This is a genomic window from Streptomyces sp. NPDC053367, from assembly GCF_044545925.1.
Lineage (GTDB): Bacteria > Actinomycetota > Actinomycetes > Streptomycetales > Streptomycetaceae > Streptomyces.
The window spans coordinates 506,909-530,093 of the sequence record NZ_JBITYN010000005.1 but is presented as its reverse complement, the minus strand read 5'-3'; the positions used below and the strand labels follow the sequence as shown (position 1 = coordinate 530,093).

24 protein-coding genes are annotated in these 23,185 nt (G+C 73.0%); 8 read left to right on the top strand and 16 right to left on the bottom strand.

What is annotated here, in order from left to right:
• Positions 1-57 precede the first annotated feature (57 nt).
• A complete protein-coding gene (locus ACIGXJ_RS17825) occupies positions 58-1,350 on the top strand; it encodes a thymidine phosphorylase (RefSeq protein WP_399645906.1) in 1,293 nt (430 codons plus the stop codon).
• A gap of 94 nt (positions 1,351-1,444) precedes the next feature.
• A complete protein-coding gene (locus ACIGXJ_RS17820) occupies positions 1,445-2,038 on the top strand; it encodes a Uma2 family endonuclease (protein WP_399645904.1) in 594 nt (197 codons plus the stop codon).
• Between the two features lie 4 nt (positions 2,039-2,042).
• Here the strand turns inward: ACIGXJ_RS17820 and ACIGXJ_RS17815 are convergent, their stop codons facing one another.
• A complete protein-coding gene (locus tag ACIGXJ_RS17815) occupies positions 2,043-2,966 on the bottom strand; it encodes an AEC family transporter (RefSeq protein WP_399645901.1) in 924 nt (307 codons plus the stop codon).
• Between the two features lie 59 nt (positions 2,967-3,025).
• Between ACIGXJ_RS17815 and ACIGXJ_RS17810 the strand changes: the two genes are divergently transcribed.
• Positions 3,026-3,412, top strand: coding sequence for an STAS domain-containing protein (locus ACIGXJ_RS17810; RefSeq protein WP_399645899.1), 387 nt, complete (start codon positions 3,026-3,028; stop codon positions 3,410-3,412).
• Here ACIGXJ_RS17810 and ACIGXJ_RS17805 read toward each other — a convergent pair.
• The gene (locus ACIGXJ_RS17805; RefSeq protein WP_399645896.1) at positions 3,296-4,309 is read right to left on the bottom strand and encodes a sigma-70 family RNA polymerase sigma factor; all 1,014 of its coding nucleotides are present in this window, start codon (positions 4,307-4,309) and stop codon (positions 3,296-3,298) included. The genes ACIGXJ_RS17810 and ACIGXJ_RS17805 overlap by 117 nt on opposite strands.
• A gap of 260 nt (positions 4,310-4,569) precedes the next feature.
• Positions 4,570-5,844, bottom strand: coding sequence for an MFS transporter (locus ACIGXJ_RS17800; protein WP_399645893.1), 1,275 nt, complete (start codon positions 5,842-5,844; stop codon positions 4,570-4,572).
• 63 nt (positions 5,845-5,907) lie between these two features.
• Between ACIGXJ_RS17800 and ACIGXJ_RS17795 the strand changes: the two genes are divergently transcribed.
• Entirely contained in the window at positions 5,908-6,861 is a 954-nt protein-coding gene (locus ACIGXJ_RS17795) for a LysR family transcriptional regulator (RefSeq protein ID WP_399645891.1), read from the top strand.
• Positions 6,862-6,880: 19 nt separating this feature from the next.
• Here the strand turns inward: ACIGXJ_RS17795 and ACIGXJ_RS17790 are convergent, their stop codons facing one another.
• From ACIGXJ_RS17790 to ACIGXJ_RS17760, 7 genes are all read right to left on the bottom strand, one after another.
• Positions 6,881-7,726, bottom strand: a complete 846-nt coding sequence (locus ACIGXJ_RS17790; RefSeq protein ID WP_399645889.1) for an anchored repeat-type ABC transporter permease subunit — start codon at positions 7,724-7,726, stop codon at positions 6,881-6,883.
• Entirely contained in the window at positions 7,723-8,433 is a 711-nt protein-coding gene (locus ACIGXJ_RS17785; RefSeq protein WP_399645887.1) for an anchored repeat-type ABC transporter ATP-binding subunit, read from the bottom strand. Before ACIGXJ_RS17785 ends, ACIGXJ_RS17790 begins: the two co-directional genes overlap by 4 nt.
• The gene (locus ACIGXJ_RS17780; protein ID WP_399645884.1) at positions 8,430-9,908 is read right to left on the bottom strand and encodes a choice-of-anchor M domain-containing protein; all 1,479 of its coding nucleotides are present in this window, start codon (positions 9,906-9,908) and stop codon (positions 8,430-8,432) included. The genes ACIGXJ_RS17785 and ACIGXJ_RS17780 overlap by 4 nt, the downstream gene beginning before the upstream one ends.
• A complete protein-coding gene (locus ACIGXJ_RS17775; RefSeq protein WP_399645881.1) occupies positions 9,905-11,437 on the bottom strand; it encodes an anchored repeat ABC transporter, substrate-binding protein in 1,533 nt (510 codons plus the stop codon). Before ACIGXJ_RS17775 ends, ACIGXJ_RS17780 begins: the two co-directional genes overlap by 4 nt.
• Positions 11,434-13,143 (bottom strand): choice-of-anchor M domain-containing protein, encoded by a 1,710-nt coding sequence (locus ACIGXJ_RS17770; RefSeq protein WP_399645879.1) that lies wholly within the window; start codon positions 13,141-13,143, stop codon positions 11,434-11,436. Before ACIGXJ_RS17770 ends, ACIGXJ_RS17775 begins: the two co-directional genes overlap by 4 nt.
• Entirely contained in the window at positions 13,140-13,784 is a 645-nt protein-coding gene (locus ACIGXJ_RS17765; protein ID WP_399645877.1) for a choice-of-anchor M domain-containing protein, read from the bottom strand. Before ACIGXJ_RS17765 ends, ACIGXJ_RS17770 begins: the two co-directional genes overlap by 4 nt.
• A gap of 182 nt (positions 13,785-13,966) precedes the next feature.
• Positions 13,967-14,731: an alpha/beta hydrolase family protein gene (locus tag ACIGXJ_RS17760; RefSeq protein ID WP_399645875.1), complete on the bottom strand. Its 765-nt coding sequence runs from the start codon at positions 14,729-14,731 to the stop codon at positions 13,967-13,969.
• Between the two features lie 114 nt (positions 14,732-14,845).
• On the opposite strand from ACIGXJ_RS17760, the gene ACIGXJ_RS17755 reads away from it, so the two are divergent.
• Positions 14,846-16,000, top strand: coding sequence for an adenosine deaminase (locus tag ACIGXJ_RS17755; RefSeq protein ID WP_399645873.1), 1,155 nt, complete (start codon positions 14,846-14,848; stop codon positions 15,998-16,000).
• Between the two features lie 152 nt (positions 16,001-16,152).
• On the top strand, positions 16,153-16,506 hold the full coding sequence (locus ACIGXJ_RS17750; protein WP_399645871.1) for an ATP-binding protein: 354 nt from the start codon (positions 16,153-16,155) through the stop codon (positions 16,504-16,506).
• 66 nt (positions 16,507-16,572) lie between these two features.
• Here ACIGXJ_RS17750 and ACIGXJ_RS17745 read toward each other — a convergent pair whose 3' ends face one another.
• The 5 genes from ACIGXJ_RS17745 to afsQ1 all read right to left on the bottom strand — a co-directional run bounded on the left by ACIGXJ_RS17745 (position 16,573) and on the right by afsQ1 (position 20,700).
• Positions 16,573-16,776: a PspC domain-containing protein gene (locus ACIGXJ_RS17745; protein WP_399645869.1), complete on the bottom strand. Its 204-nt coding sequence runs from the start codon at positions 16,774-16,776 to the stop codon at positions 16,573-16,575.
• Between the two features lie 62 nt (positions 16,777-16,838).
• Positions 16,839-17,414 (bottom strand): VanZ family protein, encoded by a 576-nt coding sequence (locus ACIGXJ_RS17740; protein WP_399645866.1) that lies wholly within the window; start codon positions 17,412-17,414, stop codon positions 16,839-16,841.
• Positions 17,415-17,858: 444 nt separating this feature from the next.
• Positions 17,859-18,470 carry a hypothetical protein gene (locus ACIGXJ_RS17735; protein ID WP_399645864.1) on the bottom strand — a complete coding sequence of 204 codons (612 nt, stop codon included), beginning with the start codon at positions 18,468-18,470 and terminating at the stop codon, positions 17,859-17,861.
• Entirely contained in the window at positions 18,467-20,026 is a 1,560-nt protein-coding gene (locus ACIGXJ_RS17730) for an ATP-binding protein (protein ID WP_399645862.1), read from the bottom strand. Before ACIGXJ_RS17730 ends, ACIGXJ_RS17735 begins: the two co-directional genes overlap by 4 nt.
• Complete coding sequence (gene afsQ1, locus ACIGXJ_RS17725) at positions 20,023-20,700, bottom strand: two-component system response regulator AfsQ1 (RefSeq protein ID WP_399645860.1); 678 nt, start codon at positions 20,698-20,700, stop codon at positions 20,023-20,025. The genes ACIGXJ_RS17730 and afsQ1 overlap by 4 nt, the downstream gene beginning before the upstream one ends.
• 225 nt (positions 20,701-20,925) lie before the next feature.
• On the opposite strand from afsQ1, the gene ACIGXJ_RS17720 reads away from it, so the two are divergent.
• Positions 20,926-21,720, top strand: coding sequence for a SigE family RNA polymerase sigma factor (locus ACIGXJ_RS17720; protein WP_399645856.1), 795 nt, complete (start codon positions 20,926-20,928; stop codon positions 21,718-21,720).
• Between the two features lie 314 nt (positions 21,721-22,034).
• Here ACIGXJ_RS17720 and ACIGXJ_RS17715 read toward each other — a convergent pair whose 3' ends face one another.
• Positions 22,035-22,670: a uridine kinase gene (locus ACIGXJ_RS17715; protein ID WP_399645854.1), complete on the bottom strand. Its 636-nt coding sequence runs from the start codon at positions 22,668-22,670 to the stop codon at positions 22,035-22,037.
• 124 nt (positions 22,671-22,794) lie between these two features.
• On the opposite strand from ACIGXJ_RS17715, the gene ACIGXJ_RS17710 reads away from it, so the two are divergent.
• Complete coding sequence (locus ACIGXJ_RS17710) at positions 22,795-23,184, top strand: hypothetical protein (RefSeq protein WP_399645852.1); 390 nt, start codon at positions 22,795-22,797, stop codon at positions 23,182-23,184.
• The last annotated feature ends 1 nt before the right edge of the window (position 23,185 follow it).

Sequence of the window (23,185 nt, the reverse complement as noted above, 5' to 3'; positions counted from 1 at the left end):
CCGCCCATTTCTTCGGAACGTTCCCGGAGCGTTCCCCAGCACGTCGGAAGGAAAGCCATGACTGCCCCGATGTCGGATGCCATCTCCGTCATCCGCACCAAGCGGGACCGCGGTGAGCTCAGCGACGAGCAGATCGACTGGGTCATCGACGCGTACACCCGCGGCGAGGTCGCCGACGAGCAGATGTCCTCGCTCGCCATGGCGATCCTGCTCAACGGCATGAACCGGCGCGAGATCGCCCGCTGGACCGCCGCGATGATCGCGTCCGGCGAGCGCATGGACTTCTCGTCGCTGTCCCGCCCGACCGCCGACAAGCACTCCACCGGCGGCGTCGGCGACAAGATCACCCTGCCGCTCGCCCCGCTGGTCGCCGCCTGCGGCGCGGCCGTCCCGCAGCTGTCCGGCCGCGGCCTCGGCCACACCGGCGGCACCCTGGACAAGCTGGAGTCGATCCCCGGCTGGCGGGCGCTGCTCTCGAACGAGGAGATGCTGCACGTCCTCGACACCACCGGCGCGGTCATCTGCGCGGCGGGCGACGGCCTGGCCCCGGCCGACAAGAAGCTCTACGCCCTGCGCGATGTGACCGGCACGGTCGAGGCGATCCCCCTGATCGCCTCCTCGATCATGTCGAAGAAGATCGCCGAGGGCACGGGCTCCCTGGTCCTCGACGTGAAGGTGGGCACGGGCGCCTTCATGAAGACGATCGAGGACGCGCGGGAACTGGCCTCGACGATGGTCGGCCTCGGTACCGACCACGGCGTGAGGACGGTCGCCCTGCTGACCGACATGTCGACCCCGCTCGGCCTGACGGCCGGCAACGCCCTGGAGGTCCGCGAGTCGGTCGAGGTCCTGGCGGGCGGCGGCCCCGCGGACGTGGTCGAGCTGACCGTCGCCCTGGCCCGCGAGATGCTGGCGGCGGCGGGCATCCACGACGCCGACCCGGCCAAGGCCCTCGCCGACGGCTCCGCGATGGACGTCTGGCGCCGCATGATCGCCGCGCAGGGCGGTGACCCGGACGCCGAGCTGCCCGTCGCCCACGAGCAGCATGTGATCAAGGCGCCGTCCTCGGGTGTCCTCACCCGCCTCGACGCCTACGACATCGGCGTCGCCGCCTGGCGCCTCGGCGCGGGCCGCGCCCGCAAGGAGGACCCGGTCCAGGCGGGCGCGGGCGTCGAGATGCACGCCAAGCCCGGCGACGAGGTCCGCGAGGGCCAGCCCCTCCTCACCCTCCACACGGACACCCCGGAGCGCTTCGACTACGCCCTCCGGGCGATCGAGGGCTCCTACGACATCGCGGTCCCGGGCACGGCCTTCACCGCGTCGCCCGTCGTGCTGGAACGAATCGCCTGACCTGCGGTTTCCTCATTCGGGTGAGCGGGACCGGTGGACCTCCGCCGGTCCCGTTCGGCATGCTGGGATCGGTGACGACCGATTGGAGACCGCCATGAGCGCACTCGCCGCCGAGCCCGGCTCCCCTGGCAACACGGACTGGGACGAGCTCGTCCGTGTCCGGGAGGAGACGGACGCTCCCGAGGGCAGCAAGGTGGAGATCATCGAAGGGATCGTCACCGTTTCGCCTCCGCCGTCCGAAGAGCACAACGACACCGCCGAGCTGCTCCACGAGCTCATGTATGGCGCACGTCCTCCCGGCTCCGACTGGGGCGTCTACCAGACACTCGGTCTCGCATGCCCGGAGACAGGCGGTCTCTTCATGCCGGACCTGTGCGTCGTGCCGAGGGCGGCCCTGCGTCGCGGGACGCGCGTACACGCAGGCGAAGCCGAGCTCGTCGTCGAGGTTACGTCCAAGAGCAACGCGAACCACGACCGCATCAAGAAGGCGCACGGCTACGCTGTCGCGGGCGTACCGCTCTACCTCCTGCTGGACGCCTGGCAGTCAGGACGTCCCACGGCGACCCTCTACGGGGAGCCGCAGAACGGCACCTACCGGGTGCTCGCCTCCGTGGAGTACGGCGAGAAACTGACCCTGCCCGAGCCGTTCAAGCTGGTCCTCGACACCGGCATCTTCCCGCTGAGCTGACCGGTCACCCCAGCACCGCCGCCACCCCCACCAGCACCGGAACCGAGACCACCGTCGACAGCAGGACGGCCTCGCGGGCCAGGACCTCGCCCACCCGGTAGGTGCTCGCGTAGGTGAACAGGTTCTGCGCGGCGGGCAGTGCCGCGGTCACCACCACGTCCAGCAGCGGGGCGCCCCGCAGTCCGAAGAGGCCCGCCGCCAGCAGCCAGGCGATCAGGGGCATGGCGATCGTCTTGAGGCCCACGGCGAGCAGCACCGGCTCCCTCTCGCCGCCCCGCAAGGGCACGGCGCTGCCCCGCAGGGCGATCCCGAAGGCCAGCAGCGCGGCCGGGACGGACATGTTGCCGAGCAGCGTCAGCGGGTCGAGCACCGGGCCCGGCACGGAGACGCCCGCCGCCGAGACGGCCACTCCGGAGAGCGAGCCCACGGCGATGGGGTTGCGCAGGGGCGTGAGGAGCCGCTGCCACAGCGGACGCTTCGCACCGCCCCCCGTCGCCAGGTCCAGCACCGTCACCGCGACCGGCGTCACCCCGACCAGCTGGAACAGCAGAACCGGTGCCACCAGCGAGGCGTCCCCGAGCACGTACACGGCGATCGGGATGCCGAGGTTGCCCGAGTTGACGTATCCGGCGCACAGCGCGCCGATCGTCGTACGGCCCACCCCCCAGCGGCGTACGACCGCCACCGCCACGAACAGTCCGGCCACGGCCAGCGTGCTCAGGGCCGTCACCAGCAACCGGGTGGAGAAGATCACCGAGAGGTCGGCCTGGGCGAGGACGGTGAAGAGCAGGGCCGGCGTCGCCACATGGAAGGCGAGCCTGGTGAGGACGTCACGGCCCTGGTCGCCGAGGTGGCCGCGGCGGCCGAGGGCGTAGCCGACGGCGATCACCACCACGATCACCGCGAACCCGCTCAGCACCCCCCGCACGGACTCAACCCTTGGGCCAAGCCCCCACCTGGGTCAATGTGACGCCGATGACGTCGGCGATGAGTTCCGGGCGCCCGCACGGTCTACCGCACGTGGACGCCAAGACACCCGCCGTGCTCGTGATCGCCGGCCCCGTCACCCGGGACGAGGTGACGGGGTGGTGCGACGCCGTCCGGACGCTGCTCACGGCGGACGACGCCCGGGTGGTGGAGTGCGACGTGGCCGGGATCGGGCCGCCGGGGCTCGCGGCCGTCGACCTGCTGGCGCGGATGCAGCTCACCGCGCGCCGGTCCGGCGGCCGGATACGGCTGCGCGACCCCGACCCGGCGCTACACGCCCTGCTCGACCTGGTCGGCCTCCGCTTCGATGTGGTCGGGCAGCCCGAACAGCGGGAACCACCGCTGGACGTCGAGGAAGCAGTGGAAACCGGTGATGCGGCCCTCTGAGATCTCCAGCACCTGGATCGCCCACGGGGAGAAGCCGCCCTTCTCCGGGTCCGGCTTGTAGTGCGCGAACCCGGGCAGGCCGTTGACCTCGACCGGACGCAGCCGCGAGCCCGCGCACCCGGCGCCCAGCGTCGTCATGAAGCCGGTGATGTCGGACGGGCCCAGCAGCCACAGGTCGAACGGCGGCATCGTCATGACGGCGTCCTCGTGCAGCAGTGCCGTCAGCGCCGTCATGTCGTAGCCCTCGAAGGCCGCGACATAGCGCTCCAGGAGCTTTCGCTGCTCCTCGTCCAGCGGGTCCGACACGGCCGCGTCGGCGCCCGCCTCGGACCGCTCGGCGAGGGTGGCCCGGGCCCGCTGCAGCGCGCTGTTGACCGAGGCGACCGAGGTGTTCAGCAGCTCGGCGACCTCGCTCGCCTTCCACGCCAGCACCTCGCGCAGGATCAGCACCGCCCGCTGCTTGGGCGGCAGCTGCTGCAGCGCGGCCATGAAAGCCAGCCGCACCGACTCCTTGGCGACGGCCGCCTCCGCCGGGTCGGCCGTGGTGGGCAGCACCCGCGCGTCCGGCATGGGCTCCAGCCAGGTGTGGTCTGGGCGGGGGGACAGCGCCGCCTGTGCGAGCGGGGTCGCCTCCGTCAGGTCCATCGGGCGGGCGCGCTTGTTGCCCGCGGTCAGCATGTCCAGGCAGACGTTCGTCGCGATCCTGTACAGCCAGGAACGCAGACTGGAACGTCCCTCGAACTTGTCGTGGCTCCGCCAGGCACGCACCAGCGTGTCCTGGACCGCGTCCTCGGCCTCGAAGGAGGAGCCGAGCATGCGGTAGCAGTAGCCCGTCAGCTCGACGCGATGCCGTTCCAGCTCGACGTCGAGGTCCGTCGTCGTCGCGGTGTTGCCCATCGTCCACCCACCCCTGTGGCCGGTCCTGTGTTGTGTCCTACGCCACTTGGGAAGCTACAGGAGCCCACTGACAATGGCTCGCCGTCTTGGTGAAGGCGCAGGTCAAGGGGTGTTCGGTGCGTTGCCGGGCGCGGGTGGTGGTGAGTTGCTCGCGCAGTTCCCCGCGCCCCTCCAGCCGGCACAGCGCACGTCCCTGAAGGGGCGCGGGGTACTGCGCGGTCAGCCACCCACCGCCCGCGCGGCGACGGACTGGACGACCCCTACGCCGTCCGCGCCGCCACCAGTGCCGCCCGCGTACCCGCGAGGGTGATCCCCACGACGCCCAGGACAGCGACCAGGCCGACCGCCACCGTGCCGCCCCAGCCCTCCGCATGAAAAGCGACAGCCCCCACCGTGCTGCCGGCACTCGAGCCGACGTAATAGGCCGACTGATACAGCGCGGACGCCTGGGCGCGACCCTTGGCCGCGGTCCTGCTCACCGCCGAGGATGCCACCGCGTGCCCCGCGAAGAACCCGGCGGTGATCAGCACCAGGCCGAGCAGCACCAGGCTCAGGGATTCCGAGAGGGAGAGCAGCAGGCCCGCAGCGGTGGTCCCGCCGGCGGCGTACAGCGCGCCGCGCCGGCCCAGGCGCCCCACCAGACGCCCGGCCGTCGAGGCCGACACCGTGCCGACCAGGTAGACGAGGAAGATCGAGCCGACGACGCCCTGGGGCAGGGAGAACGGCTCGTCCGTCAGCCGGTAGCCGATCACCGTGTACACGCCGCCGAAGATCGTCATGAACAGCGCGCCGATCGCGTACAGGCGGCGCAGCAGCGGGTTCGCCAAGTGGTCGCGGACCGTGCCGACCAGCACCCGGGGCCGCAGCGAGCCCGGCGTGAAGTGGCGCGGGGCGGGCAGCAGCAGCCGGAAGGCGAGCGCGCAGGCCACCGCGAGCGCGCCGATCACGCCCAGCGCGACCCGCCAGCCCCACTCCTGGGCCACCCAGCCGGTGATGACCCGGCCGCTCATCCCGCCGACGCTGTTGCCCGCGACGAACAGCCCGATCGCGGTGATCAGCGCCCGCGGCCGCACCTCCTCGGCGAGATACGCGGTCGCCGACGCCGGAAGCCCCGCCAGGGCCGCGCCCTGCACCGCGCGCAGCGCCACCAGGGCGGGCAGCGAGGGCGCGAGGGGGACGAGCACCGCCACGGTCACCGCGACCGCCAGGGACGCCGTCATGACCGTCCGCCGGCCGAACCGCTCGGACAGGGCGCTTATCGGGAGGACGAACACCGCCAGGCCGCCGGTCGCGGCCGCCACCGTCCAGCTCGCCTCGCTCGCGCTGACCCCGAACTCGCCGGAGATCGACGGCAGCAGCGCCTGGGTGGAGTACAGCAGGGCGAAGGTCGCGACACCGGCGAGGAAGAGCGCGAGGCTCATGCGCCGGTAGCCGGGCCCGCCCGGGGTCATACGGGAGTCGGCGGCAGTCTGTGCGGGAGCGGAGGACGAAACGGCGCCCACGACGGTGGACGCCCCGGTATCGGCGGGATTCATGCCTAGAAGGTAAGGAGGCCTTCACTCATCCGTCCAATGCATGGAATCGGCATAATCGTTCCCGTGATGCATCAGCAGAGGTCGGAGGGGCGGCTGTCACCGAGCGGTGACACAGAAGACATCGTCGCGCTGCTCGCGCCGCGGCTCGCGCACTTCGCGGGGGTCGCTCGCACCGAGCACGTCACCCGGGCCGCGCAGGAGATGAACGTCCCGCAGTCGACGCTGTCGCGGGCGATGGTCCGCCTGGAACAGGACCTGGGCGTCGAGCTGTTCGCCCGGCGCGGCCGGACGGTGTCGCTCACGCCCGCCGGGCGCACCTTCCTCGGCTCCGTCGAGCGGGCCCTCGCCGAGATCGAGCGGGCCGCCGAGGAGGTGCGCGCCGACGCCGACCCGGCGACCGGCAAAGTGGCGTTCGGGTTCCTGCACACCATGGGCGCCGAGACCGTGCCCGGCCTGATCCACGCCTTCCGCGCCGACCACCCCCGGGTCCGCTTCAGCCTGGTGCAGAACTACGGCGAGGCCATGCTGGAGCGGCTGCGCGCGGGCGAGCTCGACCTGTGTCTGACCTCGCCGGTGCCGGACGCCCCGGACCTGGTGGGGCGCCGCCTCGACGAGCAGAAGCTGCGCCTGGTGGTGCCGGCCGACCACCGGCTGGCCGGGCGGCGCCGCATCCGGCTCGCGGAGGCCGCCGAGGAGGCCTTCGTGACCCTGGAGCCCGGCTACGGCCTGCGCCGCATCACCGACGACCTCTGCGAGGAGGCCGGCTTCCGGCCCCGGGTGGCCTTCGAGGGCGAGGAGGCCGAGACCCTGCGCGGCCTGGTCGCCGCCGGCCTGGGCGTCGCGCTGCTGCCGCCCCCGGCCGTCCCCCGCCCCGGCGTCGTCGAGCTGACGGTCACCGCCCCGCGCGCGGTCCGCGAGATCGGCGTCGCCTGGCTGGAGGGCCGCCCGGACACCCCGCCGGTCGCCGCCTTCAAGAAGTTCCTGCTGTCGCGCCGGGGCCGCCTGCTCCACGAGTGAGCGCCCCGCGGGCAGGTCCTCAGGCAGCCGTGAGCCGCCCCCGCAGCAGCCTCCCGTGCCGCGGCGCCAGCAGCCACGCCAGCGCGAACAGCCCCGTGAGCACGACCACGATCGACCCGCCCGCCGCCAGGTCGTAGGCGTAGGACACGTACAGCCCGGCCACGCTGCCCGCGCCGCCCAGTGCCGAGGCGAGCAGGGTCATCGTCCACAGCCGGTCGGTGAGCAGCCGGGCCGTCGCGGCGGGTGTGATGAGCAGCGCGAGCACCAGGACGTTGCCGACGGCCTCCAGGGACATCACGATCGTGGACGTCACCACCGCGTACAGCACCAGGTCGAGCCGGAACACCGGCAGGCCCGCCGCCCGGGCCGTCTCCCGGTCCAGGCTCACCGTGACCAGCTCCCTGCGCAGGACCAGCACCACCGCGACGAGCACCGCCCCGGTCCCGGCGACGGTCCACACGTCCGCCGCCGACACGGCGAGCACCTGCCCGAACAGGAACGAGGACAGGTCCGTCGTCCAGCTGTCCCGCGTCGAGACCAGCACGATCCCGAGGCCGAAGGCGAACGCGAAGAACACCCCGATGACGGTGTCCTCCTTCAGCCGCCGGTTCTGCGACACGAACGCGATCAGCACCGAGGTGACGATCCCCGCCGCCGCCCCGCCCAGCAGCAGGTTGCCCTGGAAGGTGTAGGCGAGGGCCACGCCGGGGAACGCCGAGTGCGCCACCGCGTCCCCGATGAACGCCATCCCGCGCAGCACGACGTACACCCCGACCACCCCGCACACCAGCCCCACCACCGCGGCGACCGCGAAGGCCCGCTGCATGAAGGGCAGTTCCCAGGGCTCCAGCAGAAACCCGATCACGACGACACCCCTCCCATCGCCCGGTCCAGGCCGAAGGCCCGCAGCATCCGCTCCGGGTCGGCCAGCACCTCCGGTCCGCCCTCCGCGACCACCGTCCGGTTCAGCAGCACCACCCGGTGACAGGTGCGCGCCGCCGCGGCCAGGTCGTGGGTCGTCATCAGCAGCGCCTTGCCCTCCTCGCCGGTCAGCCGGCCGAAGAGCTCGTTGAGCAGATCCTGCGTCGGTACGTCCACCCCCGTGAACGGCTCGTCCAGCAGGAGCAGTTCGGGCTCGGCGGCCAGCGCGCGCGCCACCAGGACGCGCTGCCGCTGGCCGCCGGAGAGCTCACCGACGGGCCGTCGCCGCAGGTCGGCGAGTCCGGTGAGCTCCAGCGCGTGTCCGGCGGCGGCCCGGTCGGCCGGGCGGGGCCGGCGCAGCCGCCCGATCGCCCGGGTCCGCCCGGTCAGCACCGCGCCCGCGACATCGATGGGGAAGTCCCAGGCGAACTCGTGGCGTTGCGGCACATAGCCGACCGCGCCCCGGGTCTCGACCCGGCCGGTGCACGGCACCAGGCCGAGCACCGCCCGCAGCAAGGTCGTCTTCCCGGCGCCGTTCGGCCCGATCAGCCCGACCAGCTCCCCGGCCGCCACCCGCAGCGACACGTCGTGCAGGGCCTGCCGCCCGCCCAGCACCACCCCGGCCCCCTCGACCGACACCCGCACCGTCATGACGTACGACCCCTGCGCCGCCGTACGCCCCACACGGCCGCACCGCCGACGAGCGCGAGTCCGGCTGCGACCGCGCCCACCCGCACCGGATCCCCGGCACCGGTCTGCGCCATGGAGCCACCACCGGCCGCGGACCCACCGGAACCACCGGAACCACCGGAACCACCGGACCCACCGGGGTCACGGGAACCGGGGGACGCCCCCGTTCCGCCGCTGGAACCCGAGGCCGCCGGCGCGTCCCCGGCCGACGGGGACACGGACGGCTCGGCGCCACCGTCTCCCGCGTCGGCCTTCCCGTCCCCGACCACGAACGTCACCGGCACCGTGTCCGACACCGCCCGCCCGTTCGCCAGCGTGCCGCTCATCCGGAACGTCAGCCGGTAGGTGCCCTCGCGGGTGAAGGCCCAGCCGCCGTGCGCATGGGAGTCGGCAGGTACGTCGAAGGAGTCCGGCACGCCGTCCGCGCTGTTGAACAGCACGGTCGCGCCGGACATGGCGTCGTAGGTGTACAGCGCGACCGCGCCCGGCCCGTCCGCCCCGGCCAGCGTGAACGCGACGCCGCCCCGCAGCGCACCCGCGGCCACGTGGTCCGTGGACCAGCCGGGCCACAGCAGTCCCTCCCGCTGCACCTGGTCGAGCAGCCACACCGGGTCGCCGGGCCTGCCGAGGAAGGCGAAGTCGGCGCCCGCGGGGAGGGTGTTACGGGCCTTGGGCCCCACGCGCAGCTCCAGCGAGGACGGCTCGCGCCAGACGGTCCGCCCGGGCACCGTGCCGTCCTTGACGTGCAGCTGGAGGGCGCCGCCGAGCACCCGGGCCGCGAAGTCGACGTGCCCCTCGTCGAGGACGGCGTGCTCGGTGCGGACCTCGTCGTCCCGGGCGGCCGCGACCCGCGCGGGAGGCGCCGCCGCACGGGCGAACGTACGCGGCACCACGGGCGTGGGGGAGGGCGACGGCTGCTCGGCAGCCCCCTCGGCCTCCTCCTGCGCGGCGACCCGGACCGTGTACACGGTGCCCGCCGACAGCTCCCGTCCGTCCGCGGCCGTCCCCGCGGCGGTGAAGACCAGCCGGTACACGCCCGGCTCGCTGAACTCCCAGCGCACGTCCGCCCGTTGTCCTACCGGAACGTCCACAGCGTCCGGCACGTCGTCGCCGCTGTCGAACAACGGCCCCTCCGCACCGCGCACCCGGACCTCGCCCGGCCCGTCGACCCCGTCCAGCGCCCAGCGCACGGTGTCCCCGACGAGCGCACCGGCCGGCACGCCGGTGGTGTCCCATCCCGGGGCGGCGGACCCCTCCGCCGAGGCCTCGATCACCGGCCCCGCCGACGTGTCAGGCCGCGCGTCGAGCGTCAGAGCCCCGTCCGCATAGGCGATCCGGCCGAGGCCGTCGTCGTCCGCGGCGGCCGCCGGGCCGCTCCCGCAGATCCCGCCCGCCACCACCAGCGCGGCCAGCGCCGCTCGTCGTGCCGCCCTCATCGGGCATCCCCTCCCAGGCACTTCGCGAGTTCGTGCGCGTTGTGCCGCATCATCGATACGTAGTCGTGGACCCGGTCGTCGAAGGAGTCGCCGTAGATCGTGCAGACCCCGACGCCCTCGTCCTCGGCGACCCGTCGCAGCACGTCCGCGCGGGCCGCCAGGTTGGGCTCCAGGAACACCGACGGGATCCGCTTCTCGCGGATGGTGTCGCCCAGCCGCCGCACCTCGGTGGCGCTGGGCTCCTGGCCGGGCACGGGCACCACGAACCCGGCGACCTCCATGCCGTAGGCCGCGGCGAGGTAGCCGAAGGCGTCGTGCGTGGTGACCAGCTTCCGGTTGCGGGCCGGGATCGCCGCGAGCTCGCGGGCGACCTCCTCGTCCAGCGCGGCGAGCGTCCTGAGATACGCCCGCGCGTTCCTCTCGTACGTCGCCCGGCCCGCCGGGTCCGCCTTGGTCAACTCGGCCTGGATGCGCCGCACGTACGCCTGTGCGTTGGCCACGTCCTCCCAGGCGTGCGGGTCCAGGTCGCCGTGCACATGCTTGCCGACGACCGCCTGGGGCAGCACCCACAGCCCGTCGCCGGGCTCGCCGAGGAAGCGGTACGGCTCCTCCTCCGGCACCGACTCCCGCGCCCGGTCGGGCACATGGAGCACGACGTCCTCGGGCGCGAGCCGCCGCCGCTCGCCGCTGCCGGAGGCCTCGCCGCGGACGTACACCTCGCCGCTCCCGGCGTCCAGCGCCAGGTCGGCGTGCCCGCCGTCCAGCACCTCGGCACCCGCCGGCGCCTTCGTGACGTCACCGACGGTGAACGTGAAGGTGCCGCTGCCGATCTCCGCACCGCCCCCGGTGAGCGTCTCGGTGCGCCCGGACACGGTCAGCCGGTAGGTGCCGGGCTCGCTGAACGCCCAGTTGACGTGCGTGTGCGCCTCGGGCGGCAGGGTGAAGGAGTCCTTCGCGTCGAGCCCGTCCGCCGAGTCGACGTACACCTGCGGCCGCCCCAGCGTGTCCGTGAGGTACACCCGCAGTTCACCGGGCCCCTCCAGCCGCCTGGCGGTCGTACGGACCTGGGAACCCTCCCCGGCCACCTCGCCCTCCACGGCCCAGCCGAGCCACAGCACGTCCAGGCCGAGGTCCTCCTCCAGCTCGATGACCGTGCCGCCGTATTCCTCCAGCCGCTCGGCGAGCTCGATCTTCGGCGTCGACTCCGGCGCGTTCGTGTGCACCATCTTCATGATCCCGGGCTCCTCCAGCAGCAGCCCGTTGCCGAAGACGACGTCCGCCCGCGCGACCTTCGCCGCGTCCCCGGGGCTCGGCTCGTAGGAGTGCGGGTCGCCGTGGTGCGGCACGATCGAGGTGACGGCCACCCGGTCACCGCCGACCCGGCGCACCAGGTCGGCGAGGACGGCCGTGGTGGTGGACACCCTCAACCCGGCCTCGCCCGAACCGCGTTCCCCCGCCCCGCAGCCGCTCAGCAGCACCGCCCCGGCCAGGGCCCCGGCGACCGCGCCGCGCCGGCTCGTCCCCCTCATACGGCACCACCCCGCCGCTGCCGCCGCCGTACGACGGCCACCGCACCGCCGCCGAGCAGCAGCGCCACGAGTGCCGTCCCGGCGATCAGCGCGGCCCCCGACCCGGTGGAGGCCAGACTGCCCTGCACGACGGGACCCCCGCCGGATGCCCCGCCGCTGTCGTACGACGGTGCGGGCGGCCCCGTCGGCGACGGGGACGGCGTCCCCGGTGCGGACGGACTCGCTGCCGGCGCGCTCGACGTCGCCGAGGGCGTGACCGTGGGAGAGGCGGAGGGAGCCGGTGTGGCCGAGGGTGTCGTCGTGGGGGTGGCCGTCGGTTCGTCGCCCTCGCCGGGGCGTACGGTGCCCGGGTCCACGTCGTCCCCGACGACCCAGGCGAGCGTCTCGGTGTCGCTGACCCTCGTGCCGTCGGCGAGCGTGGCGCTCCAGGTCCAGGTGGTGCGGTAGACGCCCTCGGCGGTGAAGGCCCAGTAGGTGTGCCGGTGGGTGTCCGCGGCGATGGTCACCGCGTCGGGCAGTCCGTCCCCGCTGTCGACCTGCACCTCCGTGCCGCCCAACGCGCCGTCGGTGAACAGCGCCACGCTGCCGGGGCCGCGCACGGCGTCGAGCCGGTAGGTGAACCTGCCGTCGAGCTCGTCCTTGTCCCACTCCGTGGTGGACCAGCCGGGCCACACGATGTCCGGGTGCTGGCTCAACGGCAGCCACCACACCGGGTCACCGGGCGTGCCGAGGAAGTCGTACCCCTGCGGGATCCTCCGCCGCGCGACCGGGGTGACCTGGAGGACGACCTCGTCCGGCTCGTGGACCTCGTAGTCCTCGGCGGTGCCCTCCTTGACCTGGAACTCCAGGTCGCCGCCGGATCTGCGGGCCGCCAGGTCGACATGGCCCCTGGCGATGACTCGGGCGGCCGGCGCGGTGACCGGCGGACTGCTGCTGCCGGAGGCAGGGGGCGTGACCGTGGGTGTGGTGCCGTCGCCGGGCAGGACACCGGCCGGGTCGACGTCGTCCCCGACGACCACGGCGAGCGTCACGGTGTCGGTGCCGGTGCCGGCGCCGGCGTCCGTGCCGGTGGAGGCGCCGGTCACCGTGAAGGTGAGCCGGTAGACGCCCTCGGCGGCGAACAGCCAGGTGGGCGTGTGCCGTCGGGTGTCCGCTTCGAGGGTGAAGGCGCGCGGCGCCGGGTCCGCGCTGCCGAGGTAGACCCGCGGCGGTTCGTCGGCGTTCTCCATCTCGAGGGTGAAGTCCGCCATGCCGAACACGCCCGGCCCCTCGAAGCCCGACAGCCGCACCTCGGTGGCGCCGCCCGCCCCGGCGCCGGTCCAGCCGGGTTCGAGCGCGAACAGGCCGCCGGAGCGCTGTCCGCCCAGCTGCCACAGGTCCTGGCTGACCAGCCCGAAGGCCTCGGCCAGCGGGGACGGCGTGTGCTGCAGCGTGGCCGGCGGGACGTGCAGGACCACCTGCGACGGCTCGCGCTCGACGACGGTGCCGCCGGTGCGGTCCGCCAGACGCAGCCGAAGCTTTCCGCCGACGACCCGCGGGGCGAGGTCGATCTCGCCCTCGTCGAGCACGACGGCACCGCCGGCGGCACGGGCGTCCCCGCTGCCGCCGGCGACGACCAGCCCTGCCGCGCCGAGGAGCACCGCGGTCGCCGTGCCGAGAGCGGCTGCCGTGAGGGCGCGCCCACCGCGCGTCAGGGCCGCGGTCACGAGCTGACGGTCACGGTGTAGGTGGCGGTGGCGTTCTTGACGACGCCGCCGACCGTGCCCTGGACGCGGAAGGTCAGCCGGTAGGTGCCCGGCTCCTCGAAGGCCCAGTTGGCGTGGTTGTGGGTGGCCACACCGAAGGACTTCGACTTGTACGACGTCGTCGCCGGGTTGCTGTCGTACCAGCGGCTTCCGGCGCCCGTGTAGACGCTGAAGTCGTCGGTCGAGGCGCCGTTGCGGGTGGCGCCGGTGAGGGTGTAGGTGACGGCGTCGCCTCCGAAGACGCCGGTGGTGAGGTGCTCGGTGGAGATGCCGGGGAACAGTACGCCGCGGCTGTCGGCGACGGCCTCGTTCTCGGGCAGCAGCCAGACCTGACCGCCCGTGCCGAGGAAGGCGTAGCCGGGATTGGCGGCCTTCGCGGCGGCCGGCACGGACAGCGACACGTCGGCCGGCGCGTACTCGACGCCGGCCTCCTCGTCGTGGACGTGCAGCTGGAAGCCGCTGCCGTCCCACTCCGCGTCGAGGACGTCGACGTGTCCGGAGGACAGGGTGGTGACGGCGAAGGCGGCGGAGTTGAGACCTGCTGCGGCGAGCGCGGCGGCGGCGACACCGGTGACGGTCAGCAGACGGTTGCGGGTACGCAAAAGGGACCCCCCTAGGTCATGGACATGCCCCCGATGGGCACACCGAGACGATAATCATTTTCATCTATGCGGCGCAAGGGAGTGCCGCGGCAGGAGGGGAGGGTCGAGGATCGGTGAAGGCGCGCGAGGAGGACGGTGACCCGGGACGGTGAGCCGGGACGGTGCGTGGGGGGGCGGGCGGGTCAGCGCCGCCGCAGCGACCGGCCGAACCCCGAGGCGAGCGGCATCCGCAGACCCAGCGGCGGGGGAGCGGCCAACGCGTCCTCCACCGGACGCGAGAACGCGTGCCCGAACAGCGACCCCATCACGAAGTCCTCGGCCAGGCACATCACTTCCTGGCGGTGCTGCTGCAACGCGTGCCGGTCGGAGTGCACTTCGAACCGGCACACGTCCCGGTTGGACTTCTTCGCCCGCGCCGCCAGCCGGAAGGACAGCTCCGGGTCGGTCCGCTCGTCGTTCGTGCCGTGCACGATCAGCACCCGCCGCCCCACGAGCTGCTTCACCGGTTCGGGCGGCGCGGCCATGTCCTCCTCCGGCAGCCAAGGGGCGATCGCCAGCACGGAGTTGACGGCCTCATGGCCGCCCGCGTGCAGCGCCGCACGGCCGCCCATGTCCAGGCCGGCCAGGCAGACCGGCACGTCGCCGTAGCGTCGTACGGCCTCGTCGGCGGCCCAGGCGGCGTCGCGGGCGAGATGTGCCTCACTGCCGTTCCAGCCCCGGTAGCGGTAGTGCACCACATGGGTGACCAGCCCGTCCGCCCGGCCGGCCCGGGCCAGCCGCCGCCCCAACGCCCTTACGGAGCCGGTCGCGAGCCAGGGCGAAGGGCGCCGCGTGGACCGCTCCTCGCCCGCGGGGAGCAGCAGCACCACCCCGCTCACCGCCGTGGGCTCGGGCCCGAACCCCCGCCCCAGCCGGGCCTCACGCACCGACGTCGCTTCCTGTGCCATGGCAGAACAGTCTCAGAATCGCGGGTGTACGCCACCCGTCCGTGCGGTCACCGTTACATATCGGCCGGAGTTGTCAGCCCTGACCTCTACGCGCGTAGGCGTTACAGTGCGAAAATGACGAGCCAGACCGACCGGATGAGGACCACCCCGAGCCCGGACCAGATCCGCCGGGCACCCAAGGTTCTGCTGCACGACCATCTCGACGGCGGGCTGCGGCCCGGCACCATCGTCGAACTGGCCCAGGAACAGGGCTACACCGCGCTCCCCGAGACCGACCCGGCCAAGCTCGGCCTCTGGTTCCGCGAGGCCGCCGACTCCGGCTCGCTGGAGCGCTACCTCGAGACCTTCTCCCACACCGTCGGCGTCATGCAGACCCGCGACGCCCTCGTGCGCGTCGCCCGCGAGTGCGCCGAGGACCTCGCCGAGGACGGCGTCGTCTACGCCGAGGTGCGCTACGCGCCCGAACAGCACCTGGAGGGCGGCCTCACCCTCGAAGAGGTCGTCGACGCCGTCAACGAGGGCTTCCGCCAGGGCGAACGGCTGGCCCGCGAGAACGGCCACCGCATCCGCGTCGGCGCCCTCCTCACCGCCATGCGGCACGCCGCCCGCGCCCTGGAGATCGCCGAACTCGCCAACCGTCACCGCGACCTGGGCGTCGTCGGCTTCGACATCGCGGGCGCCGAGGCCGGCTACCCGCCCACCCGGCACCTCGACGCCTTCGAGTACCTCAAGCGGGAGAACAACCACTTCACCATCCACGCCGGCGAGGCATTCGGGCTCCCCTCCATCTGGCAGGCGCTGCAGTGGTGCGGCGCCGACCGGCTCGGGCACGGGGTGCGCATCATCGACGACATCGAGGTCAAGGACGACGGCAGCATCCACCTCGGCCGCCTCGCCGCCTACGTCCGCGACAAGCGCATCCCCCTGGAGCTGTGCCCCAGCTCCAACCTCCAGACCGGCGCCGCCGCCTCCTACGCCGAGCACCCCATCGGCCTGCTGCGCCGGCTGCACTTCCGCGCCACGGTCAACACCGACAACAGGCTGATGTCCGGCACCAGCATGAGCCGGGAATTCGAGCATCTCGTCGAAGCATTCGGATACACGCTCGACGACATGCAGTGGTTCTCCGTCAATGCGATGAAATCAGCGTTCATTCCTTTCGATGAACGACTCGCGATGATCAATGACGTGATCAAGCCCGGCTATGCCGAGCTCAAGTCCGAATGGCTGTTCCAGCAGACGGCCACGACCAGCGACTCCGCGGACTGACGGGCTGCTCACGGGGCACGGAATGCGGACCGGTGTTCACAACCCGTCCGCATTTCGATGTTTGCGGCCGCAGCCCGAGCGTGTTTACGTTCAGGGACCGCTCCCCATCCCCGTGTCATCCCATTTCCAGTACAGCCAAGGACGCATTCACGATGAAGCAGTCTGCTGCCAAGACCCTCGGTGTCGCCGCTCTCGGTGCCGCCTTCGCCGCCACCGGCGCGGGCGCCGCGAACGCCGCCCCGGCCCTGCCCGACGCCACCCAGGCGCTGGGCAGCGTCTCCCAGACCCTGCCCGCCGAGAACGTCTCCAAGGCGCTGCCGGGTGCCGGTGAGGCCCTCACCCAGGCGCAGCCCGCTCTCGCCACCGGCCTGGCCGCCGCGCAGCCCATCGCACAGCAGGTCCTCGCCGACGGCCCGACCAAGCCGGTCGCCGGCCTCCTCGGCGGTCTGCCCGTCCAGGGCCTGCCCACCCACGGCCTCCCCGTGAACGGCATCCCGCTGGGCTGACCCCCCACCCCCACGCCGTCGGGGCGCGACCCGGACTTCCGGGCGCACCCCGACGGCGTACCTGTGTCACCAGGCGGTGCGGGCTGCCTTGTCCTCCGAGGGCAGCAGTATCCAGAGGGCGATGTACAGCAGGAACTGCGGGCCCGGCAGCAGGCAGGACAGCAGGAAGATCACCCGCATCGTGGTCGCGGAGGTGCCGAAACGCCGAGCCAGCGCGGCACACACTCCGCCGATCATCCGGCCGTTCGTGGGGCGGGCGAGGCGGGACATGGCGGCTCCTTCGTGAGCTCTTCGCGAGGCGGCCGGGTCGGCTGCCTCATCTGCCCTCCACGTTACGGAGACGAAGGGGGCAAAGCGTCGCTCCAGGGAGCGATCCCGACCCTGGGAATCGTCGGGGTCCGACCCTGAGCCGTCTCCTCCTGCGGGAGGTCCGCCCCACCGCCGACCCGCCGCCGCAGCCGCGCCCGCCCCAGCGGAACCACGACCACATGGGCGAGCGCCACCCCGACGGTGCTCAGCAGCAGCGAGTCCACGTCCACGACCTGACCGGGCACACCCGTCTGCAACAGCTCCACGGCCAGCGAGATCAGCGCCCCGGCCGCGGCCGTACGCAACAGCGACCCGAGCGGCGACACGGTGAGTCTGCCGCCCACCATCGGCAGCAGCACGCCCAGCGGCGCCAGCAGCGCCATCCCCTCACCGATCCGCCGCGCGGCCTGCGGCCAGCCCAGCGCCAGGTCGGCCCGGATACCTGCGAGCGGCCGGAGATTGGCCGGCATCACCCACGGGACGTCCAGCGGACGCAGCGTGAACCAGGCGACGAACGCGAGGTGGGCGACGAGGAGGATTCCCCCGGTCACACGGATGCGGGACGCGGCGTTGCCGCCCATGGAGCCTTGACGCTGCACGCCCCCCTAGACGCGGCGACTCCCGCAAACGGTTCCGCCCACCGCGGTGTGAGGCCTACGACACACGGCTGACACATCCCGCCGAGCACGCCTGCGGGCCGTCCGTGGCTGGTCGCGCAGTTCCCCGCGACCCTGAAAGGCCGCTCACCCGGCAGGGTTCGTACCGTCGTGCGCGGGTGCGGGCCGTCCGTGGCTGGTCGCGCAGTTCCCCGCGCCCCTGAAAGGCCGCCCACCCGGCCGGGTTCGTACCGTCGTGTGCGGGTGCGGGCCGTCCGTGGCTGGTCGCGCAGTTCCCCGCGCCCCTGGGGGGCTGCCGTCAGGCGCGTACGAGCGGAAGCGAACTCCCCGGCCCGGCCCCGGCCCACCCACCGGAGCCGGTGCGCTACCGCAACCGACCACCCGACCCGCGCAGGCCGCCGCAGGCAGCCCGCGGGGGCGGGACGGTCAGCCGGCCGCGGCCTCCGACGACGGTGGGCGCAGCTCGCCCGGACGCGCGCGTACGTCCTCGGTGCACTCGTACCGGCGCACGGCGCCGGAAGGCCCGCCCAGGATCACCGACCCGTCGCCCTCCCCGGCCTCGGAGTCGGAGAAGGTGCACACGATCTGCGCGAGGGCGTACGAGGACAGCGACCCGGGCGGCGAGCTCAGCCGCAGCGTGTCCTCGGGGTCACGCCCCTGCGGCCCCCCGGCCTTCAGCCCGGACGGCACATCCGTGCTGTACCCGGCCTCCAGCTCGGCCCCGGAAGGCCGCTCGGCCAGCTCGGTCAGCAGCCCCTGCGCCAGCAGCACCCGCCGGGCCGAGTCCGCCGCCCCCTCCGGCACCCGCACCGACCGGTCCACCCCGACCAGCGAGGACGCACACCGCAGGAACACCTGCACGGCGAGCCCCCGAGACGACTGCGTGGTGACGTCCGTACCGGCCATCGAGCAGTGGGCCCGCGAGGGCGCCGCACCGAAGTCGGTCGGCACCTCGGTGGCCCGGATCCCGCACCCGGCGAGCACCGGAGCCAGCACGGCGGCGAGCACCGAACACCGAAGAACCAGGCGTACCTTCACGAGGCGTCACCCTCCTTGCCCTGCTCGGGCCCGTCCTCCAGCCCCGCCCCGTCCCGAGGCAGCCGGAGCGTGAACACGGCCCCGCCCTCGGGCGAGTTGGCAGCGGTGATCTCCCCGCCGTGGATGTGCGCGTTCTCCAGGGCGATGGACAACCCCAGCCCACTGCCCTCCGACCGCGGTCGCGACGCACTGGCCTTGTAGAACCGGTCGAAGACATGCGGCAGGACGTCCTCCGGGATACCCGGCCCGTGGTCGCGCACCGAGATGACCACCGAGTCGTCCGCCGTACGCACGGCCACCCGCACCGGCGAGCCGCCGTGCTTGAGCGCGTTCCCGATCAGGTTCGCCAGGATCACGTCCAGCCGCCGCGGGTCGAGCCGCGCGTGGATGCCCCGCTCGGCGTCCAGCTCCACCGCGTCCAGCCAGGCACGCGCGTCGATGCAGGCGGTGATCTGGTCGGCGACGTCGACATCGTCCAGCACCAGACGGGCCGTGCCCGCGTCGAACCGGGTGACCTCCATCAGGTTCTCCACGAGGTCGTTCAGCCGCCGCGTCTCGCTCACCACGAGCCGGACGGCGGGCTCGATCATCGGGTCCATCGACCCGGACTCCGCCTCCAGCTCCTCCTCCAGCACCTCGGTCACCGCGGTGATCGCGGTCAGCGGGGTGCGCAGCTCGTGGCTCATGTCCGCCACGAACCGCCGCGAGGCGTCGTCGCGCGCCGCCATCTCCGCGACCCGCTTCTCCAGCGCCTCGGCGGCGTTGTTGAACGTCCGTGACAGATCGGCCAGTTCGTCGGTGCCGGAGACCCGCAGCCGGGTGTCCAGTCTGCCCTCCCCGAGCCGCCGCGCGGCGACCCCGAGCCGGTGGACCGGCTTGAGCACGGTCGTGGCGGCGGCCTGGGCGAGCAGCGCGGAACCGATCAGGGCGAGGCCCGTGGCGATGCCCAGCGACCAGGCCAGCGAATTCAGGTCCTTGGCCTCGGGCTCCAGCGACTTGAGCATGTAGCCGGACACGCCGCCCCCGATCACCCGGGTGCCGGCGACCAGGTACGGGGTGCCGTCGTCGACGATCCGCTGCCAGTACAGGTGGTACTCGGCGTCGTCGCCGGACGTCACCGGCTGCTTCTTGTTCACCGCCGCCCGCAGCGACTCGGGCACGTCACCGAGCGCGAACCCGTTCAGCCCGCCCGAACCGCCGTAGACCGTCTTGCCGCTGGGGTCCTCGGCGACGAGCAGCACGGTGAAGTGCTGGCTGCCGCCCGCCATCTGCCCGGCGGTGAGCTGCAGCTCGTCCTGGCTGGGATGCTCCGGCAGCGCGCCCGCGCGGTTCTGCATCTCCTGCTCGAAGTCGCGCAGCACCGCGTCCTGGGCGCGGGTGAGCACCGCCTCCCGGTTCAGCCAGTACGCGATGCCCGACGCGGACACCGCGGCCGTCAGCGCGACGAGGCCGAACACGACGACCAGCCGCAGCCGCAGACTGGTGAAGCGCAGCCGTGAGAACACTCCCTTGCGATCCGCGGCCCAGCCGCGGAGCCCCCCTTGCTCGTTCGTCACTGAGGCGGATCCAGCCGGTAGCCGACACCGCGCACGGTCCGAATCAGGGTCGGCGAGGACGGCACGTCCTCGACCTTGGCGCGCAGCCGCTGCACACAGGCGTCCACGAGCCGCGAGTCACCGAGGTAGTCGTGCTCCCACACCAGCCGCAGCAACTGCTGCCGCGACAGGGCCTGGCCGGGCCGCCGGCTCAGCTCGAGGAGCAGCCGCAGCTCGGTCGGGGTCAGCTGCAGGTCCTCGCCGTTCTTCGTGACGGTCATCGCCGCCCGGTCGATGACCAGGCTGCCGAAGGCCGCAGCGTCGTTCGACTCGCGCTCGCCGCGCCGCAGCACGGCCCGGATCCGGGCGTCGAGGACCCGCCCCTGGACCGGCTTGACGACATAGTCGTCCGCGCCGGACTCCAGGCCCACCACGACGTCGATGTCGTCGCTGCGGGCGGTCAGCAGGATGATCGGCAGCTGGTCGGTGCGCCGGATGCGCCGGCACACCTCGAAGCCGTCGATACCGGGCAGCATCACGTCCAGCACGATCAGGTCGGGCCGCTGCTCGCGCAGCAGCAGCAGACCGTCCTCACCGCTGGCAGCGGTGGCCACCCGGTGTCCCTGGCGCGTCAGTGAGAGCTCCAGGGCCGTCCGGATGGCGTCGTCGTCCTCGATCAGCAACAGGGAAGGCACGGGCTCATTCTGGCCCATGGATGCCGTACGGATCGACCTGTGGGTCCGATGGAACGCAGCCCTTACGCGCCGTGCCTGTCCGTGATCCCGTTCTTCCCGGTGGCCGGCCCCTGTGACAGCTCTGTGACAGTCGGCGGACACGGCGATGAAGTGGCCCGGGCAAGCTTTTCGGCACAGGCAAGGAAGCGAGCCGGACACCGGCAAGTCCACGACGGGGGGCGCGAGATGAACACGCTGTACAGCATGAGCACCAGCGCAGTGATCACGCGCCTGCACGACGTGCACACGCACCGGGGTTCCGAGAAGTCCGGCGCCGTGAGCGGGCGGGGGTGCGCTCGCGGCGCCGGACGTCAGCACACCGCGCATGTGCCGCAGCAGTCCGCTGCGCCGTACATGACGGTGGTTGACGGCCTCACGGGGGAGCCCGCGGCGGCAGCCGCCACGGGCACGGTCGGGGGAGCCGCGTACAGGGAGGAACCGGGGGAGCGCCGCTCGCTGTCGGAGGCCGAGTTCACGGCCTACGTCCAGGAGCGCCGCGCCTCCCTGTACGCCACCGCCTACCACCTGACCGGTGACCGCTTCGAGGCCGAGGACCTGCTGCAGAGCGCGCTGTTCTCGACCTACCGGGCGTGGGACCGGATCAGCGACAAGGCGGCGGTCGGCGGATACCTCCGCCGCACCATGACGAACCTGCACATCAGCGCCTGGCGCCGGCGCAAGCTGAACGAGTACCCGACCGAGGAGCTGCCGGAGACGCCCGGCGACACGGACGCGATGCGCGGCACCGAGCTGCGCGCGGTCCTGTGGCAGGCGCTGGCCCGGCTGCCCGAACTCCAGCGCACCATGCTGGTCCTGCGCTACTACGAGGGCCGCACGGACCCGGAGATCGCGGACATCCTCAACATCAGTGTCGGCACGGTGAAGTCCAGCATCTGGCGCTCGCTGCGCCGGCTGCGCGAGGACGAGGTCCTCAGCTTCGGCCGTGACGAGGAGGACGCCTTCGGCGAGCTGGTCGCCTGAGGCGGAAAAAAGTTCCCCTGGGGGTGTATCAGGGGGACGGTACGGGGGTCTTGCTCATAGGTCCGGGGGGACGGAACGGGGGAAGCACCACCGAGGGACCTGGGGGACACGGGGGAAGCAAGGCCTACGGGGGACGAAGAAACACGGGGGAAGGAAAACGGGGGAAACGGGGGAAACGGGGGGAAGCACGGGGGAGCACGAAGGACGCGGGACTGGAGGGCCGGGGGGTCCGTCCAGTCCCGCTTCTGCGTGTTCCGCGGCCCTGGCCCTACGACCCCTGCTGCCCCTGGCCGCCCCCGGCGCCCCTCCGTCCCCTACGCCACGGTCCGCGCGGCGGCGCACCGCCCCGCCGCCGCGGCCGCGAGCCGGTCGAGGGCCTCGTCACGGTCGCAGGCGTGGGCGCCCAGCGCGGTCTGCCGGGAGATGATGGACCGCTCGCTGCGCATCAGACGCCAGCCGCGGCGCAGCAGGAAGGGCACCGACTTGCGGCCCTCCTTCAGATCCCGCAGGAAACGCCGGCGGAAGGTCGTGACGGGACCGCGGCTCAGACACAGCGCGTCGGCGAGCAGCCCCTGCCGCCGGCAGCGTTCGACGATCTCGGCGGCGAAGATGCCCTCCGCGATGAACGCGGCGGTCCGCCCGATGTCGACGGTCTCGGCGCCGGTGCGCGCGCTGAGCGAGAGGTCGTAGACGGGGACGTCGGTACGGCCCGTGCGGCACAGTTCCCCGATGGCGGCGACGGCCGCGTCAGCGTCCCAGGAGTCCGGGTGGTCCCAGTCGATGTCGGAGCTCCCCGGCACCCTCGGCAGCGTCGGGTCGTCGCCCTCCTTGTAGAAGTCGTCGAGCCGCAGCACCGGGAGGCCGGAGCGGGCCGCGAGCAGGGACTTGCCGGAGCCGGAAGGGCCGCAGAGCAGCACGACTCGCGTGGGTATGGGCGGTTGGGAACTCACGGAACACCAGTGTGAGGCATCGGCCCGCCGTTCACGACCCAGCGGGTCGGCTTTGAAGCCCGCGTCACACCTCAACTACGCTTCGCGTCTGACCGATCACCGAGCGAAGCAGAAGGTGGCATCGATGGCCCGACACGACGACTCCCCGAACTCCCCGGGCCGGCGCGCGCTGGCCGTGCTGGCCACGGCCGGCGTGGCACTGGGCGCCTCCGCCACGACGGCCGCGGCCGCCGACGAGCCGGCCCTGGACGTCGTACGGACGCGTCCCACCTCGCTGGGGCGGATCGACCCGCAGGCGGGGCTGGCCGCGCTGACCGGGTCCGTGCAGTACGTGACGGGGTCGGTGTCCGGCCTCAAGCCCAACCCCCTCGCCGGCACGGGTGTCGACCCGCTCGACAACGGGGTCGGCACCCAGCTCGCCGACTTCCAGCCGCTGACGTCGCAGGCGTTGACGGGGCCGGTCGCTCAGGCGCAGTCGATCGGGAGCATCCCCGGTGGGTTGTTGGGGGGCTGAG

Excerpts from the sequence above, each read along its gene's own strand:
- ACIGXJ_RS17825 (WP_399645906.1), top strand. The coding sequence starts at position 58 with ATGACTGCCCCGATGTCGGATGCCATCTCCGTCATCCGCACCAAGCGG.
- ACIGXJ_RS17820 (WP_399645904.1), top strand. The coding sequence starts at position 1,445 with ATGAGCGCACTCGCCGCCGAGCCCGGCTCCCCTGGCAACACGGACTGG.
- ACIGXJ_RS17810 (WP_399645899.1), top strand. The coding sequence starts at position 3,026 with ATGAGTTCCGGGCGCCCGCACGGTCTACCGCACGTGGACGCCAAGACA.
- ACIGXJ_RS17805 (WP_399645896.1), bottom strand. The coding sequence starts at position 4,309 with ATGGGCAACACCGCGACGACGACGGACCTCGACGTCGAGCTGGAACGG.
- ACIGXJ_RS17800 (WP_399645893.1), bottom strand. The coding sequence starts at position 5,844 with ATGAATCCCGCCGATACCGGGGCGTCCACCGTCGTGGGCGCCGTTTCG.
- ACIGXJ_RS17785 (WP_399645887.1), bottom strand. The coding sequence starts at position 8,433 with ATGACGGTGCGGGTGTCGGTCGAGGGGGCCGGGGTGGTGCTGGGCGGG.
- ACIGXJ_RS17780 (WP_399645884.1), bottom strand. The coding sequence starts at position 9,908 with ATGAGGGCGGCACGACGAGCGGCGCTGGCCGCGCTGGTGGTGGCGGGC.
- ACIGXJ_RS17775 (WP_399645881.1), bottom strand. The coding sequence starts at position 11,437 with ATGAGGGGGACGAGCCGGCGCGGCGCGGTCGCCGGGGCCCTGGCCGGG.
- ACIGXJ_RS17760 (WP_399645875.1), bottom strand. The coding sequence starts at position 14,731 with ATGGCACAGGAAGCGACGTCGGTGCGTGAGGCCCGGCTGGGGCGGGGG.
- ACIGXJ_RS17755 (WP_399645873.1), top strand. The coding sequence starts at position 14,846 with ATGACGAGCCAGACCGACCGGATGAGGACCACCCCGAGCCCGGACCAG.
- ACIGXJ_RS17750 (WP_399645871.1), top strand. The coding sequence starts at position 16,153 with ATGAAGCAGTCTGCTGCCAAGACCCTCGGTGTCGCCGCTCTCGGTGCC.
- ACIGXJ_RS17745 (WP_399645869.1), bottom strand. The coding sequence starts at position 16,776 with ATGTCCCGCCTCGCCCGCCCCACGAACGGCCGGATGATCGGCGGAGTG.
- ACIGXJ_RS17720 (WP_399645856.1), top strand. The coding sequence starts at position 20,926 with ATGAACACGCTGTACAGCATGAGCACCAGCGCAGTGATCACGCGCCTG.
- ACIGXJ_RS17710 (WP_399645852.1), top strand. The coding sequence starts at position 22,795 with ATGGCCCGACACGACGACTCCCCGAACTCCCCGGGCCGGCGCGCGCTG.